Origin of the sequence: Roseibium aggregatum IAM 12614 (assembly GCF_000168975.1) — a bacterium.
Taxonomy (GTDB): domain Bacteria; phylum Pseudomonadota; class Alphaproteobacteria; order Rhizobiales; family Stappiaceae; genus Roseibium; species Roseibium aggregatum.
Window position 1 is genome coordinate 132,328 of record NZ_AAUW01000015.1, and the last position, 19,751, is coordinate 152,078.

At 61.6% G+C, this 19,751-nt stretch carries 17 protein-coding genes; 13 read left to right on the forward strand and 4 right to left on the reverse strand.

Going from position 1 to position 19,751, the window contains the following annotated elements:
- The first annotated feature begins 8 nt into the window (after positions 1–8).
- The 3 genes from SIAM614_RS19995 (at position 9) to SIAM614_RS20005 (ending at position 3,407) form a co-directional block, all read left to right on the forward strand.
- Positions 9–752, forward strand: a complete 744-nt coding sequence (locus SIAM614_RS19995) for a sulfite exporter TauE/SafE family protein (RefSeq protein ID WP_006937345.1) — start codon at positions 9–11, stop codon at positions 750–752.
- A gap of 212 nt (positions 753–964) precedes the next feature.
- Positions 965–2,023 (forward strand): IS110 family RNA-guided transposase, encoded by a 1,059-nt coding sequence (locus SIAM614_RS20000; protein WP_006937346.1) that lies wholly within the window; start codon positions 965–967, stop codon positions 2,021–2,023.
- Positions 2,024–2,294: 271 nt separating this feature from the next.
- The gene (locus SIAM614_RS20005; protein WP_006931135.1) at positions 2,295–3,407 is read left to right on the forward strand and encodes an IS110 family RNA-guided transposase; all 1,113 of its coding nucleotides are present in this window, start codon (positions 2,295–2,297) and stop codon (positions 3,405–3,407) included.
- 474 nt (positions 3,408–3,881) lie between these two features.
- Here the strand turns inward: SIAM614_RS20005 and SIAM614_RS20010 are convergent, their stop codons facing one another.
- Both SIAM614_RS20010 and SIAM614_RS20015 read right to left on the reverse strand, forming a co-directional pair.
- Complete coding sequence (locus SIAM614_RS20010; RefSeq protein ID WP_006937347.1) at positions 3,882–4,583, reverse strand: GntR family transcriptional regulator; 702 nt, start codon at positions 4,581–4,583, stop codon at positions 3,882–3,884.
- 39 nt (positions 4,584–4,622) lie between these two features.
- Positions 4,623–6,002, reverse strand: a complete 1,380-nt coding sequence (locus SIAM614_RS20015; RefSeq protein ID WP_006937348.1) for a formimidoylglutamate deiminase — start codon at positions 6,000–6,002, stop codon at positions 4,623–4,625.
- 74 nt (positions 6,003–6,076) lie between these two features.
- Here SIAM614_RS20015 and hutI point away from each other — a divergent pair, with 74 nt between their 5' ends.
- The 10 genes from hutI (at position 6,077) to SIAM614_RS20065 (ending at position 17,737) form a co-directional block, all read left to right on the forward strand.
- The gene (gene hutI / locus SIAM614_RS20020; RefSeq protein WP_006937349.1) at positions 6,077–7,288 is read left to right on the forward strand and encodes an imidazolonepropionase; all 1,212 of its coding nucleotides are present in this window, start codon (positions 6,077–6,079) and stop codon (positions 7,286–7,288) included.
- The gene (gene hutH, locus SIAM614_RS20025) at positions 7,285–8,841 is read left to right on the forward strand and encodes a histidine ammonia-lyase (protein ID WP_006937350.1); all 1,557 of its coding nucleotides are present in this window, start codon (positions 7,285–7,287) and stop codon (positions 8,839–8,841) included. Before hutI ends, hutH begins: the two co-directional genes overlap by 4 nt.
- The gene (gene hutG / locus SIAM614_RS20030) at positions 8,828–9,655 is read left to right on the forward strand and encodes an N-formylglutamate deformylase (protein ID WP_006937351.1); all 828 of its coding nucleotides are present in this window, start codon (positions 8,828–8,830) and stop codon (positions 9,653–9,655) included. Before hutH ends, hutG begins: the two co-directional genes overlap by 14 nt.
- Entirely contained in the window at positions 9,648–11,330 is a 1,683-nt protein-coding gene (gene hutU / locus SIAM614_RS20035; protein ID WP_006937352.1) for a urocanate hydratase, read from the forward strand. Before hutG ends, hutU begins: the two co-directional genes overlap by 8 nt.
- A gap of 142 nt (positions 11,331–11,472) precedes the next feature.
- Positions 11,473–12,570: a TRAP transporter substrate-binding protein gene (locus SIAM614_RS20040; RefSeq protein ID WP_006937354.1), complete on the forward strand. Its 1,098-nt coding sequence runs from the start codon at positions 11,473–11,475 to the stop codon at positions 12,568–12,570.
- A gap of 610 nt (positions 12,571–13,180) precedes the next feature.
- The gene (locus SIAM614_RS20045; RefSeq protein ID WP_006937355.1) at positions 13,181–13,684 is read left to right on the forward strand and encodes a TRAP transporter small permease subunit; all 504 of its coding nucleotides are present in this window, start codon (positions 13,181–13,183) and stop codon (positions 13,682–13,684) included.
- Positions 13,681–15,231, forward strand: coding sequence for a TRAP transporter large permease (locus SIAM614_RS20050; RefSeq protein WP_006937356.1), 1,551 nt, complete (start codon positions 13,681–13,683; stop codon positions 15,229–15,231). Before SIAM614_RS20045 ends, SIAM614_RS20050 begins: the two co-directional genes overlap by 4 nt.
- 151 nt (positions 15,232–15,382) lie before the next feature.
- Entirely contained in the window at positions 15,383–16,090 is a 708-nt protein-coding gene (locus tag SIAM614_RS20055) for an ABC transporter permease (protein WP_006937357.1), read from the forward strand.
- Positions 16,083–16,904: an ATP-binding cassette domain-containing protein gene (locus SIAM614_RS20060; RefSeq protein WP_006937358.1), complete on the forward strand. Its 822-nt coding sequence runs from the start codon at positions 16,083–16,085 to the stop codon at positions 16,902–16,904. Before SIAM614_RS20055 ends, SIAM614_RS20060 begins: the two co-directional genes overlap by 8 nt.
- Positions 16,901–17,737: a substrate-binding domain-containing protein gene (locus tag SIAM614_RS20065; RefSeq protein ID WP_006937360.1), complete on the forward strand. Its 837-nt coding sequence runs from the start codon at positions 16,901–16,903 to the stop codon at positions 17,735–17,737. Before SIAM614_RS20060 ends, SIAM614_RS20065 begins: the two co-directional genes overlap by 4 nt.
- Before the next feature lie 421 nt (positions 17,738–18,158).
- On the opposite strand, the gene SIAM614_RS33325 is transcribed toward SIAM614_RS20065, so the two are convergent.
- The gene (locus tag SIAM614_RS33325; RefSeq protein WP_006937362.1) at positions 18,159–18,287 is read right to left on the reverse strand and encodes a hypothetical protein; all 129 of its coding nucleotides are present in this window, start codon (positions 18,285–18,287) and stop codon (positions 18,159–18,161) included.
- Entirely contained in the window at positions 18,284–19,750 is a 1,467-nt protein-coding gene (locus tag SIAM614_RS20070) for a c-type cytochrome (protein WP_006937364.1), read from the reverse strand. The genes SIAM614_RS33325 and SIAM614_RS20070 overlap by 4 nt, the downstream gene beginning before the upstream one ends.
- Between the last annotated feature and the right edge of the window lies 1 nt (position 19,751).

Genomic DNA, 19,751 nt, shown 5'->3' on the forward strand with positions numbered 1-19,751 from the left:
TTCCCGAGATGTCAGACTTTCTTCTCTTCGTGGCCGTTGGTTTCGCCGCGCAGCTCATCGATGGCGCCATCGGCATGGCCTACGGCCTCGCGAGCACGGCCGTGCTCCTCGGACTCGGATTTCCGCCGGTGACGGCCAGTGCCAGCGTGCACGCGGCGGAAGTGTTCACGACCGGGGCTTCAGCGCTTTCGCATTGGCGGTTTGGAAACGTGCGATGGAACATGGTCGCCCGGCTCGCCATCCCTGGTGCGATTGGCGGCTTTTGCGGCGCCATGGTCCTTTCCTTCATTGACGGCGACAAGGTGAGACCGGTCATCGCCATTTACCTCGCGATCATGGGTTTATGGATCGTGGCCAAAGCCGCGTTCCGCAAACAACGGCCTCCCGCTGAGCCACGTATGCTGCCAGCGCTCGGTCTTGCCGGCGGACTTCTTGACTCGATCGGTGGGGGAGGGTGGGGCCCGATCGTTACCTCGAGCCTGATCGGTCAGGGCGGCGCCGCGCGCACGGCGATCGGCTCGACGAACGCGAGCGAGTTTCTGGTCACGCTCGCAATCTCCGGCACCTTTGTGCTGACGGTCGGGCTGGAGCTCTGGCCGATCATCCTGGGTCTGATCGTCGGCGGTGTGCTCGCCGCGCCCCTGGCGGCGCTTGTTGTCAAGCACATGCCCGACCGCCCGATAATGCTGATGGTTGGTGCTTTGATCCTGCTCCTGTCGGTGCGCGAGCTCGCGCAAATGATCGGGCTTTGAGAGGGGCAAGTAAGCGGTAGATGGGTTGTGCTGGTTCGAACCTGGATTCGCAGAATCTGGCAGACAACTGTCTTTGCAGACGCAGCGAATGGCGACTTCAACGGGTTGCGTCGCAGCATTCTATCAGCGGGTGAATGTCGGCTAATGGGATGTACCGGCTGCTTCACCCAGCAGGTTAGGCTTGGCCTATTTCTGCATGATGGAGAAGTAGCATGGCGAAGACAGACTTTGATGAGCTGATGTCGATTGGCATCGATATTGGCAAAGACACGTTTCACGTCGTTGGTTTCGATACGGACGGGCAGCTTGTTTTGCGAAGGCAGATCAAACGCCTGGCGTTAATTGCGGTATTCGAGAAGCTGCCGCGATGTATCGTCGGGATGGAGGCGTGCCTGAGCGCCCATTTCGTGAGCCGGTCTCTGCGTAAGATGGGCTTCGAACCTCGGATCATTCCTGCGATCTACGTGAAGCCTTTCATCAAAGGGCAGAAGAACGATTACAACGATGCGGAAGCGATTGCCGAAGCAGCATTGCGTCCCAACTTGACCGTCGTTCCTGAGAAGAGTCAGGAGCAGCTCGACTTGCAGGCGCTCCATCGCGTTCGTTCGCGTCTGGTGTCGCGCCGGACGGCAACGATCAACCAGATCCGCGCCTTTTTGATCGAGCAGGGCATCACGGTGCGCAAGGGTTTGCGCGCCCTGAAAAACTCCTTCGAAGCGATCCTGAAGGAACGCGAGGACGAGATTTCACCGCGCATGCGCACGATTTTAATCGGGCTCTATGGCGATTGGCTATGGCTGGACGAGCGGATCGACACGGTTTCGAAGGAGATCGAACAAATCAGCCGAACCGAAGAGAACTGCGTCAACGTCATGACCATCCCCGGCATTGGCCCAATGATCTCGACGGCTATGGTTGCAGCTGTCGGCACAGGTGAAGCATTTGAGCGAGGTCGCGACTTTGCGGCCTGGGTTGGGCTAGTGCCTCGTCAATACAGTACCGGTGGGCGAACGGTCCTCGGACGTATCACCAAACGAGGCAGCCGATACCTTCGAATGCTCTTCGTCCAAGCCGCCAAGGTCATTCTGATGAGAACAAACAGGTGGCCGGATTTCAGTTTCGGCGGGTGGTTGACCAAAGCGGCGGAGAGGATGAACCGAAACAAGCTCGCGGTCGCTCTGGCGAATAAGCTGGCCAGAATGGCTTGGAGCATCCTGAGACACAAATCGGCGTTTGATGCGCCAAGAGACGAGGTCGCCATCGGCGTTTAGGCCGGATCGGCCCAAAGGAGTTCGCGATAGATAGAAAGCATGGAACGGAATAATTACGCCCCCAGAGTCTGACGGCCCTTTCGGTCAACTTGGACCTTGCCGCTAATTAGATCAAGGCGCGTGCGTAACCCCAACAAGGCCACGACCCGCGTGTCGATCAATAGGCCGGATACATATGAGCGACTTCCGAGAACATGCTAAAAAGATCCTATGAGAGCGGCTCTGGCTCTCGGATAGGCTGACCGCGTTAATTTGATACGGGAGGCACACTATGGATCAGTATCACGACGCAAACTCGACGGCCTACGTAGCGATTGAGCTCAGCAAGCGCAGCTGGATCGTCGGCATCGCCCATCCGGACCGCGACAAGCCGTCGATACATCGACTTTCTGGTGGTGACACGAAGGGGCTTCTTCGACGACTGGCCGCTACACACAGCAGTGGGCGTATGATCATTTGCTTTGAGGCCGGGCATGACGGTTTCTGGCTTGCCCGCTTTCTGATCGCCCAAGGCTTTGATGTTCGCGTGCTCGATCCAGCAAGCCTGCAGGTCAATCGCCGGGCGCGACGGGTCAAGACGGATCGTATCGATGCTTTGGCGATGCTCAGGGCGCTGGCAGCACTTGATCGCGGGGAACGTCATGTCTGCGCGCAAGTGCGCATATTGAGCGTCGAAGAAGAAGACGCACGCAGGTCACATCGCGAGCGGGACAGGCTCATCCATGAGCGCACAGCCCACGTCAACCGGATCAAGGGGCTGCTCTTTGCCCAGGGCATTCGTGACGTTGAACCAAGGCAGCGCCGAAACCGCATTGACTTCACCCAACTCCAGACAGCGGAGGGACACAGGCTCCCACGACGTCTTCTCGCGGAATTAAAGCGCGAATATGCCCGCCTGATCATGGTCGAAGATCAACTGCGTGAGGTCGAGAAGGAGCGCGACACAGCCGATGCGCAGTCCCCAGCAGTCGAACAGAAGCGACTGGATCTTGAGCAGCTTCATGGTATCGGCGGAACAGCCTCCGCCATTCTTGCCCGCGAAGTCTTTGCACGAACGTTCGCATCGCGCCGCCATTTGGCGTCGTATCTTGGCCTGACACCGAGCGCATACGACAGCGGAACTGTGACCAAATGCCAAGGCATTTCCAAGGCTGGCAACGCGTGGGCACGGCGCATTCTGATTGAGATCGCCTGGCTCTGGATCAAATATCAGCCAGACAGTCCCCTTTCGCGCTGGTATCTGACTCGAACACAAGGCCAGGGCGGCCGCATGCGCCGGATTATGCTGATCGCACTGGCCCGCAAGCTTGCCATTGTGCTGTGGCGCTACGTGGAAACAGGCGTTCTGCCAGAGAGGGCACGACTGTCACCAACCATGGCATAAACTGAAGAACGAAAGAGCTTCAGACCTCCGGCCAGAGGTCTGAGGGCGGGATGACGGGCGTCGTGTCAACGATTGGCGCACCCTCGGAGCGCCGGCAAAAAGTGTGAACCCGTCCCCGATCCGTCCGCGTGAATGCAAGATTGTGGTCAGCCGTCATGGAGCTACCGGATATAAGTTGATGCGGGCATATCCGCATGACCGTCGCGCAACGATCGAACCGTCCGAACTATAACGTATTAGCACTCGCGCTCTGCGGGTGATGGTGCTTTGCAACCCTATTGACAGAAACGGCCTCATATAAATCATTTGCGAACAGCAGCCGGTACATACATTGGGCCGTTAGCGATAGTGCGTCCAATTTGCGTGAACGTCTGCTTTTTTGTCGAACGAACCGAAACCCGCCAGTCCACTCCCAGCCCCTAGGCAGCTATCCCTGCCACAGTCCAGAGAGCAAGAGAACGCCCCTTCTCTCCCTCAGATCTCCGTCCGCATCCGGTAGCCGGGGGCGAAGATCAGGCGGACGTGGGTGATCGGCAGGGGGCCGGTCCAGGTGATGCGTTCCATGGCGAAGAGGGCAGCGCCCGTGGAGGCGTCCAGTTTGCGGGACAGGGTCTTGTCGGCATTGACGGCGAAGAAGGAAATGTCGCCGTGGCTGTAGGGCGCGTTGTGGACCAGCCATTCGTTGGCGCTGACGTCCTCGAACGTCATGTCGCGGGCCGCGGGGGCCGCTTCCAGGTTGATGTAGCGTTCCTCGAAGACGTAAGGCCGGTCATCGGCAAAGTGCAGCGTCTTTAGAAACAGGACGTCCGCACCGAGGCTGACCTGGAACGCGCCGTGCAGCATCGGCGGCAGGGGGCGAAAGTCCCGTTCCAGCAGGCTGTGCCGGTAGGTGCGGCCGAGGGCTTCGACTTCCTCGCGCAGGATCGGGATGGTGAGTGTTGCGCGCTGGGGCGGGTTGAGTGCGACCCGCGTTCCCGCCCGGCGCTTGCGCACCACCAGGCCGCTTTCAGCCAGATCCCTGAGGGCCCGGTTGACGGTGGTGCGGGCGCAGCCGAACTCTTCGGCAAGATCGGCCTCGTGGGGGATCTGCTCTCCCGGCTGCCAGATCCGGTCATGGATCCGGCGAAGAAGCTCTTCGCGTATCCCCGTCCAGGAATTTGTGTCCGCCAGCGTCAAGTCGTCTTACCTGTTCAAGTCGTTCTTCAAAGCCAGTCTTTAAAGCCGGGCGCGCAGCGAAGCCATGGTGGCCCGGTATTTCGCGCGGATGGCGTTGCCTTTTACATGGTTTCCGCCGGAAACAACATGCCGGCCGGCAGACCAGACGTCCGCGACCATCCGGTCGTCACCGGCAAAGATCCAGGCATCCAGAATTTCATCGCCGTCCCGACCTTCCAGGTCGATGGCGCTGCCATCCAGCGCGACGAGATCGGCGAGCGCACCTTCCGAGATGCTGCCTGCCTGACGCCCCGCGGCCTGCGCACCGCCAGCAACCACGCCATCGAACAAGACCCGGCCGGTGGATTTTTCCTTTGTCGCGACAGAAGCCCGACAGGTGTCGCGCAGGCGCTGGGAATATTCCAGCGTGCGCAGCTCTTCGGAAAGCGCGATGCGGATGTTGGAATCCGAACCGACACCGAACCGTCCGCCGGCGGCCAGATAGTCGACACCGTCGAAGATCCCGTCGCCAAGGCTGGATTCGGTGATCGGGCAAAGCCCCGCAACGGCCCCGGTCGCGGCAAGGCCGGCGGTCTCCTGCGGGGTCATCTGCGTGCAGTGGATCAGGCACCAGTTTTCGGAAACGGCGTGGTTGGCGAGCAGCCATTGCACCGGGCGCTGCCCCGTGGCCGCCAGAACCTCGTCCACCTCCGGGATCTGCTCGGCAAGATGCATGTGCAGCGGATTGCCACCGGCAAGGGCAACGGCCTTCTTCAGACTGTCTGCGTCCACGGCGCGGAGCGAATGCGGGGCAACGCCGATGACCGCGTCCTCCGGCAGGGCCTTGAGCGCATGAGACGCAAGCTCGTGCAGTTTCTGGAAACGATCGAAATCATTGCCGAAACGGATCTGCCCGGCAGCCAGCGGGCGCCCGTCGCAGCCGCCGTACTGATAATGAACCGGCAGGTGCGTAAGGCCGATGCCGGTGTCGCTTGCCGCCGCCATGATGCGTTCGGACATTTCCGCCAGATTGGCGTAGGGCGCACCGCCCGGCTGATGGTGCAGATAGTGGAACTCGCCAACGGCGGCATAACCTGCCTCCAGCATTTCCATCTGCACGAAGGCGGCAATCGCCTCCACGTCTTCCGGCGTCAGGGCGTCCAGAAAGCGGAACATGATCTGGCGCCAGGTCCAGAAGCTGTCGCGGCCTTCGCTGCCGCGCCGCTCGCTCATGCCGGCCATCGCCCGCTGAAAGGCATGGCTGTGCAGGTTGACGGGGGCCGGCAGAAGAATGCCGACGCGCGCGCCCTTCGGCTGGGCGCCGCGTTCAACGGAGCCGATCCGGCCGTCCGGCCCGATCGAGACAGCGACATTTTCCACCCAGCCATCGGCCAGAAGCGCCTTTTCCGCAAAAACCGTCGCGCCCGAAACTGTCGACATACCGTCTTTTCCTCCGTTGACACGTTAATATGTGCATGCATATTATCTTATAACGCAATCTAATCAAGCCGGAGATGGACGTGCTGAAACGCCTCCTCACGAACGCCAAGCTGGCAACGCTCACCGCCAACGGAGAGCCCTACGGCCTGATTGAGGACGGCGCTCTGGTGATTGAGGGCGGCCGGATCTCCTGGATCGGCAAGGCCGCCGACCTGCCGTCGCACTACGCCTCGCTCAACGCGGATGACCTCGACGGCCGGCTGGTGACCCCGGGGCTGATCGATTGCCATACCCACGTTGTTTTCGGCGGCGACCGGGCACGCGAATTCGAAATGCGCCTTGAGGGCGCAAGTTACGAGGAAGTCGCCCGCGCCGGTGGCGGCATCGTTTCCACGGTCAAGGCAACGCGCGCTGCCAGCGAAAAGCAGCTTCTGGAAGCCGCCCTGCCCCGCGTCGATGCGCTGATCGCAGAGGGCGTCACCGCCATTGAAATCAAGTCCGGCTACGGCCTCGACCGGGAAACCGAGCTGCGCATGCTGCGTACCGCCCGCAAGATCGGCAAACTGCGCCCGATCACCGTGAAGACCAGTTTCCTGGGCGCCCATGCCATTCCGGCCGAATACAAGGACAAGGCCGACCTCTATCTGGAAAAGGTCTGCCTGCCGGCGCTGGAAGCCGCCCACGCCGAAGGTCTGGTGGATGCGGTCGACGGGTTTTGCGAAGGCATCGCCTTTTCACCCGAACAGATCGGCAAGGTGTTCGACAAGGCCAAGCAGATCGGCCTGCCGGTGAAGCTGCATGCAGAGCAGTTGTCCAACCTGAACGGCGCGGCGCTGGCCGCTTCCTATGGCGCACTATCCGCCGACCATCTGGAGTATCTGGAAGAAGCAGGCGTCAAGGCGATGGCCGAAAGCGGGTCTGTTGCCGTGCTTTTGCCGGGCGCCTTCTACACTTTACGCGAAACGCAGTATCCGCCGCTCGATCTGCTGCGCAAGCACAAGGTGCCCGTTGCCCTTGCTACTGACTGCAATCCGGGATCCTCGCCGCTCACATCGCTGCTCCTGACCATGAACATGGGCTGCACCTTGTTCCGCATGACACCGGAGGAAGCGCTGGCCGGTGTCACCCGCGAAGCCGCCCGGGCGCTTGGTCTTGATGATCACGGCACGCTGACCCCCGGCAAGCGGGCGGATCTCGCCGTGTGGAACGTCAGCCACCCGGCTGAGCTTTCCTATCGGATCGGCTTCAACTCCCTCTTCAAACGCATATTCGGAGGCTCTGAATGAGCGCCCTCACCCTGACACCGGGCTCCGTGACCCTGGCGGATCTGGAACGCATCTACCGCGAAGAGCTGCCGGTGCGCATCGACCGTGCGGCGGAAGCTGCAATCAACCTTGCCTCCGAACGTGTCGCCAAGGCCGCGCAGGGTGGCGACGCTGTCTACGGCGTCAACACCGGCTTCGGTAAATTGGCCAGCGTCAAGATCGCCCCGGAAGACACGGCAACCCTGCAACGGAACCTGATCCTCTCCCATTGCTGCGGCGTCGGCGAACCGCTCGACAAGACCACCACCCGCCTGATGATGGTGCTGAAGCTGCTCTCGCTCGGCCGCGGCGCTTCTGGCGTGCGCTTCGAAGTGATGAAGCTGATCGAGGATTGCCTGGAAAGGAACGTCAGGCCAATGGTGCCCTCGCAAGGCTCCGTCGGCGCATCCGGCGATCTTGCCCCGCTGGCCCACATGACCGCCGTCCTGATTGGTGAAGGCGAAGCCGACTTCGATGGCACCCGCATGCCCGGCGGCGAAGCCCTTGCCAAGGCGGGATTGACCCCGGTCGTGCTTGGCCCAAAGGAAGGTCTCGGCCTGATCAACGGCACGCAGTTTTCGACCGCCTGCGCGCTCACCGGCCTGTTCGACGCCTGGCGCCTGGCCGAAGCAACCCTGATGACCGCCAGCCTTTCCACCGACGCCATCATGGGCTCGACGGCGCCGCTGTTGCCGGAAATTCATGAACTGCGCGGCCATCGCGGCCAGATCGAGGTGGCAAGCGCCATGCGCGCCATCATGGACGGCTCGGAAATTCGCGAAAGCCACCGGGAAGGCGATACCCGCGTGCAGGACCCATACTGCATCCGCTGCCAGCCGCAGGTGGCCGGCGCCTGTGTCGACCTTTTGCGCATGGCGGCCCGCACGCTTCAGATCGAGGCCAATGCGGCAACCGACAATCCGCTGGTGCTGATCGATGCCGACCGGATCGTTTCCGGCGGCAACTTCCACGCCGAGCCCGTCGCCTTTGCCGCCGACCAGATTGCACTGGCGATTGCCGAACTCGGCGCGATTTCCCAGCGCCGTGTTGCGCTGATGGTCGACCCGACGCTGTCGTTCGACCTGCCGCCGTTCCTGGCCAAGGATCCGGGCCTGAACTCCGGCATGATGATCGCGGAAGTCACCACCGCCGCCCTGATGAGCGAGAACAAGCATCTCGCCAATCCGTGCTCGACGGATTCCACCCCAACCAGCGCCAACCAGGAAGACCATGTCTCCATGGCAGCCCACGGTGCCCGCCGCCTTGCCCGCATGAACGCCAACCTCAGCCAGATCCTGGGAGTTGAACTGCTGTGTGCCACCGAAGGCATCGAGCACCGCGCCCCGCTGAAGACCAGCGCGTGCCTGCAAACGGTGATGAATGCTCTTCGTAGCGTCGTCCCCTCGCTGGAAAAGGACCGCTATATGGCACCGGACCTTGAAACGGCCGCCGGCCTGATCCGCAGCCGCAAGCTGGTCTCGGCAATTTCAGCAGGCCACATGATCACACTGGGAGACACCCATGCAGCCGGTTGACGTCATTCGCGGAGACGGCCCGGTCGTCCTCGGGGTGCCCCATGCAGGCACCTTCGTTCCGGACGACATCAGGGCCCGCTTCAACGACACCGGCCTGAAACTGGCCGATACCGACTGGCATGTGGACCGGCTTTATTCCGGCCTCCTGCCCGGCGCGACCATGGTGAAGGCCAACTTCCACCGCTACGTGATCGACGCCAATCGCGATCCGGAAGGTGTCAGCCTTTATCCTGGGCAGAACACCACGACCCTTTGCCCGACAACCGATTTCGACGGACGTCCCATCTACCACGCCGGCAAAGAACCGGAGACCGACGAGATCGAAGCGCGGCGCCTTGCCTGGCACGCCCCTTACCACGCTGCCCTTCTGGCGGAACTGGAACGGGTGCGGGCCAGACACGGCGTTGCCATTCTCTACGATTGCCACTCGATCCGTTCGGTCGTGCCGTTCCTGTTCGAAGGCACGCTGCCGGACTTCAACACCGGCTCCAACAATGGCACGACCTGCGCCAGTGCCATTGAAGCTGCCGTCGTTAGCCGGACGGAAGCAGCGGAAGGTTACACGTCGATCCTCAACGGCCGCTTCAAGGGTGGCTGGACGACACGGCATTACGGCCGGCCGGCTGAAGGCTTTCATGCCATCCAGATGGAGCTCACCCAGAAGACCCATCTCGCAACCGAAGACACGCCCTTTGCCTATGACGAGACTAAGGCCGACCGGCTTCGGGTCCATCTCAAGGACATCCTGAGCGCGCTGGAAACCCTCGCGCCCGCCTTATTCCAGAACAACACCCAGGGAGCGAACAATGACTGATCGCCGCCACAACGCCCGCGACGTTTTCCCGCCCACCGGCACAGAGCTCAACACCAAATCCTGGTTGACCGAAGCTCCGCTGCGCATGCTGATGAACAACCTTCATCCGGATGTGGCTGAGAACCCGCACGAGCTGGTCGTCTACGGCGGTATCGGCCGCGCCGCGCGCACCTGGGACGATTTTGACCGCATCGTCGCAAGCCTGAAGACCCTTGAGGAAGACGAGACGCTGCTGGTGCAGTCCGGCAAGCCTGTCGGTGTCTTCAAGACCCACAAGGACGCTCCGCGCGTTCTGATCGCCAATTCCAACCTGGTGCCGAACTGGGCCAACTGGGATCATTTCCACGAGCTGGACAAGAAGGGCCTGGCCATGTACGGCCAGATGACCGCCGGGTCCTGGATCTACATCGGCACGCAGGGCATCGTGCAGGGCACCTATGAAACCTTCATGGAAGCCGGCCGCCAGCACTACGAAGGCAACCTGAAGGGCCGCTGGATCCTGACCGGCGGTCTCGGCGGCATGGGCGGGGCCCAGCCGCTGGCAGCCGTCATGGCAGGCGCTTGCTGCCTTGCCGTCGAATGCGACGAGAAGAGCGCCGACTTCCGCCTGCGCACCCGCTATGTCGATGAAAAGACCCATTCCCTCGACGAGGCCCTCGCCCTGATCGACCGCTGGACCAAGGCAGGCGAAGCCAAGTCCGTGGCCCTCATCGGCAACGCCGCCGATGTGTTTTCCGAACTGGTGAAGCGCGGCGTGAAGCCGGACATCGTCACCGACCAGACCTCCGCCCACGACCCGCTCAACGGCTACCTGCCGCAGGGCTGGACCGTTGCAGAATGGCGCGCCAAGGCCGAGACCGATCCGAAGGCCGTTGAAAAGGCCGCGCGTGCTTCGATGAAGGTGCATGTCGCTGCCATGGTAGACTTCTGGAACATGGGTGTGCCGACGCTCGATTACGGCAACAACATCCGTCAGGTGGCCAAGGAAGAAGGCCTGGAAAACGCCTTCGCCTTCCCGGGTTTCGTTCCAGCCTACATCCGCCCGCTGTTCTGCCGCGGCATCGGCCCGTTCCGCTGGTGCGCACTCTCCGGCGATCCGGAGGATATCTACAAGACCGATGCCAAGGTGAAGGAACTGATCCCGGACGATCAGCACCTGCACAACTGGCTGGACATGGCGCGCGAGCGTATTTCCTTCCAGGGCCTGCCGGCACGCATCTGCTGGGTCGGCCTTGGCCAGCGCCACCGCCTCGGCCTTGCCTTCAACGAAATGGTCCGCAACGGCGAGCTGAAGGCCCCGATCGTGATCGGCCGCGACCATCTGGACAGCGGCTCGGTCGCTTCGCCCAACCGCGAGACCGAAGCCATGAAGGACGGCTCCGACGCCGTCTCCGACTGGCCGCTTCTGAACGCCCTGCTCAACACCGCATCCGGCGCAACCTGGGTTTCGCTCCACCATGGCGGCGGCGTCGGCATGGGCTTTTCCCAGCACTCGGGGATGGTCATCTGCTGTGACGGCACGGAAGATGCCGACCGGCGGATAGGCCGGGTGCTGTGGAACGATCCGGCAACGGGCGTGATGCGTCACGCGGATGCCGGCTACGAGATCGCGCTCGACTGCGCGAAAGAACAGGGGCTTAACCTGCCGGCTATACTGGGTCATCCTGCGTCCTGATGGACGCAGAAAGATGACCCGGCAATTATCGTGCGTTCAACTTTCTGCTTTCCTGTTCAAACATGAAAGCATGTTGATCCTGGGAGAATAACCAAGCACGGCGGGACACTCCGATCCATTCCTTTGACTGAGGGGTAATACCATGAAGAGACGTGATTTTCTGAAAGCCGGCGCCACCGGCACCGCCGCCGTTGCGGCCTCCACCCTGGCCGCGCCTGCCATCGCACAGGACGTGCACCAGTGGCGCATGGTCACCGCATGGCCGAAGAACCTGCCGGGACCGGGCGTCGCCGCCCAGATGCTGGCTGACCGCATCACCGCGCTGTCGGGTGGCCGCATCGAGGTGAAACTCTTTGCCGCCGGCGAAATCGTGCCGGGCAACGGCGTGTTCGATGCCGTCGGCCAGGGCACGGCCGAGCTTTACCACGCGGTTCCCTCCTATTGGGGTTCCAAGTCCAAGGGCATCCTGCTGTTCGGTTCGCAGCCTTTCGGTCTGACTGCTCCAGAACAGGCCGGCTGGATGATCCATGGTGGCGGCCAGGCGCTCTATGACGAAATCTATGCCCGCTTCAACCTGAAGCCATTCCTCTGCGGCAACTCCGGTCCGCAGTGGGCGGGCTGGTTCCGCAACGAGATCAACAGCGTCGACGACCTGAAGGGCATGAAGTTCCGCTCTACCGGTCTGGCTTCGGAAATGTGCTCCAAGCTCGGCATGGCGGTTCAGGCCATGAGCGGCCCGGCCATGTTCCAGGCGCTTCAGTCCGGCGCACTCGATGCCGGCGAGTTCATCGGCCCGTGGACCGACAGCGCGCTCGGCTACTACCAGATCGCCAAGAACTACTACTGGCCGGGCGTCGGCGAGCCGTCTTCCGCGGAAGAATGTGCTGTCAACCTGGAAGCCTACAACGCTCTGCCGGACGACCTGAAGGAAGCCGTGCAGCGTGCCTGCGCCAGCCTCTACAACGACGTTCTGACGGAATACAACACCAAGCATGCCCAGGCGCTGACCCAGTTGGTCAACGATCACGGCGTGATGGTGAGGAAGCTTCCGGACGACGTCATTGTCGCCATGGGCAATGCCGCCGGTGAAGTCATCGCCGACCTGCGTGCGGACGAAGACGAACTGGTGAAACGCATCACCGAGAGCTTCCTCGCCTACCGCAAGCTGATGCGCGAGTACATGCCCTACGCCGACAACGGCCAGATGAACGCGCGGATGCTCGACTACAACTACGACTGATCGGGCACTCGTCACACCCACATCGGGGAAACGTGCTTTCCCCGATGTGGCGGCGTTTTATCATCCCTTTCGTTCGCCTGAGGGGAACCAGTGGCCTGTCTGGACAGATCGTCACCTTTGTTCCGGCACGTGTGACCGATCCTTCGAGACAGCGCTTCGCGCTTCCTCAGGATGAGGCTGTGGGTGGGGATGGGGATGGGTCTTCCTCGTGACTTGGCAAATGGACAAATCACGTTGCCCCTGCTTTCGTCATCCCATGGCTCGACCATGGGATCCATTCCGTTTCCTCTCCACCCCTGAGGTCGTTTCGAGGTAACGGCATGGTTTGCAGGGTCGAGCCCTGCAATGACGAATATCCGAGAGGTTTGAAACTGTGGAGAGGCCAGGAGGTTTGAAGGTGCCCATCAATGGCACCCCTCCACTTGACATCCCGGACGGAGCGAAGCGCAGATCCGGGATCCAGTATACCGCAGCCGAGCGGTGTTCAGCATTGAGGTCAACGGTTACTGGTTCCCCGCCTTCGCGGGGATGACAATAACAGAGACTTCGACACCTACCCCGCAGGCGGCAGCGGGGCCGCAAGCGGATCGAGAAAGCAGGACAGATTGCGATGGAAAAACTGGCGGGCGCGCTGGAGCGTGTCAATTCGGTGATAGGCAACACGCTGTGCTGGGCAGCACTGTTGATGCTGCTGCTGCAATTCACCATCGTTCTGATGCGCTATGTCTTCGGCTACAGTTTCATCTTTCTGGATGAGGGCGTGCTGTATTTCCACGCGGCGATCTTCATGCTCGGCGCTGGTTATACCTTCCTCGTCAACGCCCATGTCCGGGTCGACATCTTTTATGCCAGGAACAGCGAACGCGCGCAGGCGTGGATCGATGTCTTCGGCCACCTGTTCCTGCTGACACCGGCGCTCGTCGTTCTGATCTGGTTTTCCTGGCCGTCCGTGCGCGGCAGCTGGGCCATTCTGGAAGGTCCGATTTCCGTTGGCGGTATTCCCGCCTCCTTCCTTTTGAAATCCCTCATTCCAGCCTATTGCGTGCTGCTGCTGATCCAGGGTGTGGCCGCCTTCATCCGCGATGTTCAGAAGCTGAAAGGCGTCAGTGCATGAGCCTTCCCCTCGATCTCATCATGTTCGGCGCGCTGATCGCCTTCATCCTGCTGGGCTATCCGGTTGCCTTCACCATCGCGGGCGTTGCCACGGGCTTTGCCCTGCTCGGCTGGATGATGGGTGACTTCAACATTCAGCTCATGGGCGCCATGGGTCAGCGTTTCTTCGGTGTTCTCACCAACCCGGTGCTGACCGCGATCCCGCTGTTCGTCCTGATGGGCGTCATCCTTGAAAAGAGCCGCATCGCCGAAGATCTTCTGGAAACCATGGGCCGCCTCTTCGGCCGCATGAAAGGCGGCCTCGGCGTTTCGGTGATGCTGGTCGGCGCTCTGCTGGCTGCTTCCACCGGCATTGTCGGCGCAACGGTGGTTGCCATGGGCCTGATCGCCCTGCCGACCATGCTGCGCAACGGCTACGACCCGAGACTTGCCTCCGGCATGGTTTGCACCGCTGGAACGCTCGGCCAGATCATCCCGCCGTCGACGCTGCTGATCATCCTGGCCGATGTCATGTCCAATGCCTTCCAGCAGGCGCAATACGCGCAAGGCAAGTTCACCATCGAGACGATCTCGGTCGGCCAGACCTTTGCCGCAGCCATGATCCCCGGCCTGCTGCTTGTCGCGGTCTACTGTGCCTATATCGTCGGCCGGGCCTACCTGTTCCCGAATGACGCACCGGCCATGTCGGAACATGTCGACCAGCCGTCGGGCCGTGAGATTGCTGCGGCCATCGTGCCGCCGATCCTCTTGATCATCGCCGTACTCGGCTCGATCCTCGGCGGCATCGCCTCGCCAAACGAGGCGGCTGCGGTCGGCGCTGTCGGGGCGATCCTGCTGGCAGGGCGCCGTCTCGGCGTTTCCACAAAGCTGATCGTGCTGGCAACCGCCGCACTGCTGACCCTTGCCGTCGCCGCGTCGCTCCTGCCGATACGCCTGCAGCGCTCCGATATCAGCACCGGTGGCTACATCATTGCAGCCGTCTATGCGGGTCTTGCGCTGTTTTCCATGGGCGTAGTCCTGCATATTCTGAAGAAGGCTTTCGCGGACGGACTGTTGAAAGCCTCCATGCTCTCGACGCTGACCGTGACCTCGATGATCTTCGCCACGATCCTGATGGCCAGTTTCTTCTCGCTGGTCTTTGTCGGCCTCGGCGGCGAAGACCGGGTGCACGCCATTCTTCAGGAAATGCCGGGCGGCCCAACAGGCGCGCTCATCTTTGCAATGCTTTTCGTCTTCGTCCTCGGCTTCTTCCTGGATTTCGTCGAGATCTCAGTGATTTTGCTGCCGGTCCTGATCCCGCCGCTGATCCTGATGGACATCGATCCGATCTGGCTGACGGTGCTGATCGCCATCAACCTGCAGACCTCGTTCCTGACCCCGCCATTCGGCTTCTCGCTGTTCTATCTCAGGGGCGCGGCACCGAAGGAAATCACCACCGGTCAGATCTACCGGGGTGTCGTGCCCTTCATCGTTTTGCAGATTGTTGCCGTCGCCATCCTCTGGACCTTCCCGATGTTCGCGACCTGGCTACCACGCTGGCTTTACTAGGATTTCCGCGCGCCGGTAAAAATCTCTAGCCCGCATAAAAGCCGCAGCGCAGCCCGCTGCGGCTTTTTTGTGCCTATCCATGTCGGACATGGAGTTTCATTCTCTGGCGTTTTACGTTATTTTTTCCCAAAGCGAGGGAGAAATACAAAGAATGGACAGCTTCTGGGGCGCATTTTCCGGTGCTCTTGGCCTGGTTATCGCGCTGGATCCGGATCTGATGGAGATCATCGGCCTGTCCATGCGGGTCACCCTGACGGCTGTCTTTCTGGCCTGTCTGATCGGCCTGCCCCTCGGCGCCGCGGTCGGCACTTTCAAGTTTCCCGGAAGAGCGCTTGTGGCCGTCATCCTGAACGCGCTGATGGGTCTTCCGCCCGTCGTGGTCGGGCTGCTCGTCTACCTCGTGCTGTCGGCCTCGGGCCCGCTCGGTCCGCTGCGTCTGCTTTACACACAGACGGCCATGATCATCGCCCAGATGGTGCTGGTGACGCCGATCGTCGCCGCGCTGACCCGCCAGGTGATCGAGGATCTGAACCGGGAATATGCGGAACAATTCGCCTCGCTCGGCGTCGGCGCCCTCGACCGGCTGACAGCCATGCTCTGGGACGCCCGTTACAGCCTGCTGACGGTCGCTCTGGCCGGCTTCGGCCGCGCGGTAGCCGAAGTGGGTGCGGTCATCATCGTCGGCGGCAACATCAACCACGTCACCCGCGTGATGACCACGACCATCGCGCTGGAAACCTCCAAGGGCAATCTCCAGCTTGCCCTGGCGCTTGGCGTCATCCTGCTGATGATCGCCTTTGCCGTGAATGCCGGTGTCATGGCCCTGCGTGCCTCAGCCGCGAGGGCTGCCTATGCGTGACGCTGCCTTCGACACGCCAGGCTCCGCCTCCACACTGTCCCGCAGCCCGGTAGTGAACGATCCCTTGCTGGATGTCAGAAGCCTCGGCTTTTCGGCAGGTGGCGAAAAGCTGCTGCACGGCGTCGACGTCGCCATCCGCCGTGGATCGCGCACCCTGATCATGGGCCCGAATGGAGCCGGCAAGAGCCTCTTGCTGCGGTTGATGCACGGTCTGCTTCAGCCGCTGGAAGGCGCCATCCTGTGGCAAGGTGGCCGGATGAACGCCAGCGCCCGGCGCGCTCAGGCCATGGTCTTCCAGCGCCCCGTGCTGCTGCGCCGGTCGGTGATCGCCAACCTCAAGTTCGCATTGACCGTGCGCGGCATGCGGGGCGCGAAGCGGGCCGACAAGGTCAGGAGCGCTCTGGAAACGGCAGGCCTCAGCCACCTCGCCCGGCGTCCGGCCCGCGTCCTGTCCGGCGGCGAACAGCAACGCCTGTCTCTGGTGCGCGCGCTTGCCTGCGATCCGGAACTCCTGTTTCTCGACGAACCCACCGCCAATCTCGACCCGGCCTCCACCGCCGCCATCGAAGCCCTCATTCTGGATGCCAATGCCCGCGGCGTCACCATCGTTCTGGTGACCCATGACGCCGGCCAGGCAAAACGCCTCGGTGAGGATCTGGTGTTTTTGCAGGATGGCACCGTTGTTGAAACGGGGCCTGTTGAGACGGTGCTGACCAACCCCAGAAGCGAACCCGTTCGCGCCTGGCGCGACGGCCGTCTTTACCTTGGACCCAACACCCAGTCCCTGAATAATTACCCCGGGAGAAAAAATTGATCAGAAGAGCATTTCTGGCGCTTGCCGCCGTAGTCCTGACGACCGTATTCGCCGGTCAGCCGAGCTTCGCGGAAGACAAGTTCATTGTCGTCCAGTCCACCACCTCGACCCAGAATTCGGGTCTGTTTGACTATCTCCTGCCGATCTTCAAGGAAAAGACCGGCATCGAGGTGCGCGTGGTTGCCGTCGGCACCGGCCAGGCCATCAAGAACGCCGCCAATGGCGACGGCGACGTCCTGTTCGTTCATTCCAAACCGTCTGAAGAAAAATTCGTCGCTGACGGCCTCGGCGTGTCTCGTTCCGACGTGATGTACAATGACTTCGTCATCGTCGGCCCGGCCGATGATCCGGCAGGCGTTGCCGGCTCGAAGGACGTTGTCGCCTCCCTGAAGAAAATCGCAGATGCAAAGGCCCCCTTTGCCTCTCGCGGCGATGACAGCGGCACGCACAAGGCAGAGCTTCGCCTGTGGAAGACTGCCGGTATCGACCCTGACGAAGGCTCGGGCGACTGGTACCGGGAAACCGGCTCCGGCATGGGCGCAACCCTCAACACCGGCACTGGCATGGGCGCCTATGTCATGACCGACCGCGCTACCTGGATCTCTTTCGGCAACAAGGGCGACTACAAGGTTGCGGTGGAAGGCGACCCGATCCTGTTCAACCAGTACGGCGTCATTCTGGTCAACCCGGAAGTGCATGCCCATGTGAAGGCTGAACTCGGCCAGGAATTCATCGACTGGGTCCTCTCCAAGGAAGGCCAGCAGGCTATTGCCGATTACAAGGTCGACGGCCAGCAGCTGTTTTTCCCGAATGCGGACAAGGGCTCGAGCTGAGCCAACTAAGCCGTCACCTCAACTTCGAAGTGGGCGGAGCCAGATAAATTTCTGTGTCGCATGCTCCGCTCAGACCTTCCCCCTTCTCTCACGAGGAGGGGGATTTTTTTATGGCCTGGCCAAAGGCAGATGGACCTGCCGAAGGGTTCAGCGTCACCCGGAGCGAGCGCATGCGAAGATGCGGGGCCTACTCGTATATCCAATTACGAAAAGGCTGAAGCAATCTTCGGAAGCCTTCAACGATGGCCTATCTCTGGGAATGAGTGGACCCCGGATCGGCGCTTCACTTACCGGTGCGACATCGTGGGGAGGTTTTGGAAAGTACACCTGAGGAAGGTGACGCTCATGCGCCTTAATCAACCCACTGTGCAGAGAGGCTGGCAGCGGGAGCCTCCTATACCAGTCGAAGTCGGGATTTCCGTTATTCCCCCAGCCGCACGGACGAACTCGACGTGAAGTCGGCGCTTGAGAAGCGCAGATGTTCCAGAACCTGATTGGCACCGATGGCAATCACGATGATGGCGGCAAACGCGATGAGCATGGTTTTCATTGGGTATCTCCTTCGGATGGCGCCGCCGCCGATTTCAGATAGTCTATCAGGTCGTCGCGGTCTTGCTGTTCCACAATCCGCTGCATCGGCATCTTTGAGCCAGGAATATAGTGGTCCGGTCCGTCGAGGAAAAGTTGATCGATCGTCGTTTCCGACCAGACAATATCAGATCCCGACAGGGTCGCCGAATAGGGATAGTCCGGCACCGTGCCCGCACGCCGGCCGAAGATGTTGTGAAGCGTAGGCCCGGCCTTGCGCGCGGTGTCGCCGGTCAGGGCATGACAAATGGAGCATTTGCGCGCGAACTGCCGCTCGCCGTTGGACATTTCTTCCGGCTTCTTCAGGAATTTCGGTGTCTCGGTCGCCATCGGATCGGACGTGGCAAGATCCGCCAGAGGCCAGGAATAGACGATGTTCTCGATGCCGCCCGCATGCAACACGTCGCCGTCTTTCGAAAAGGCAAGCGCCCAGATGGGCCCTTTCAAGGCGGCCCGAAAGTCCGTTTCCAGCGCCCAGGACTTTGTGTCGAACACGGTAATGTAGCCATGGCCGTCACCGGTCGCGAGGCGGGAGCCGTCCGGGCTGACGGCCATGGCCAGTATCGGGCGGCGCTCGAAGGTGAAATCGTGCAGCCGCTCGCCGGTTTCGATATCGACGACCCGCGTCACTCCGTCCTGAGAGCCATAGGCAATCCAGCTTTCCCGCTCGCCCTCGCCGCCAACGGCAATGACGTTGATGCCGAACCCGTTGCGATCGATGACCCGCTTTTCACTGCCGGTTGCCAGATCCCAGAGCTTGATAGATCCGTCGACCGAAGCAGAATAGAGCTGGTGCCCGTCCCGTGAAAAAGCAACGGCGTTCACACCGGCTGTGTGCCCGGCCAGATAGAGCGGTGCGCCGCCGTCGACGGGCCAGAGGCCCACACGCGCATCCCAGCTTGCGCTGGCAATCGTCCTCTTGTCCGGCGAAACCGCAAGACCCATGATCTTGGCCGTATGTCCTTCCAGGACTTGATGGGAACCATCGCTGGTGCTCCAGAGGATGAGGTCGTTATCGTCTCCCCCCGAAACCAGATGACCGCCGTCGAGAAACTGCACCACCTTGACCGCCGCCGCATGACCTTCCAGCCATTGCGGTGTCCGGCCTGTCCAGAGACCGACCGAATTGTCGAAGCTGGCGGTCGCTACCTGCCCGGTCTGGAGCGACACGTCGATATCCATGACCGGGCCCCCATGACCTTTCAGGGTCTGGAAGTCGGCAGCAAAACCCGTTGTTGAAAGGGCGAGCGAAACAGCCAGTGCGGACAACAGGCGATGAAGGCATCCGGGCCCCCGCTTTCGCGGGGATGACAGCCCGGAAGTTGCGCCACCGCACGGATCGTCCCCAGCCTCGCGGCCGGAGCGTCCGCGCGGCAGGTTTTGCGTTCCAGCCGACCGTTCCTTCCTGCAGACCGATCCGATCATC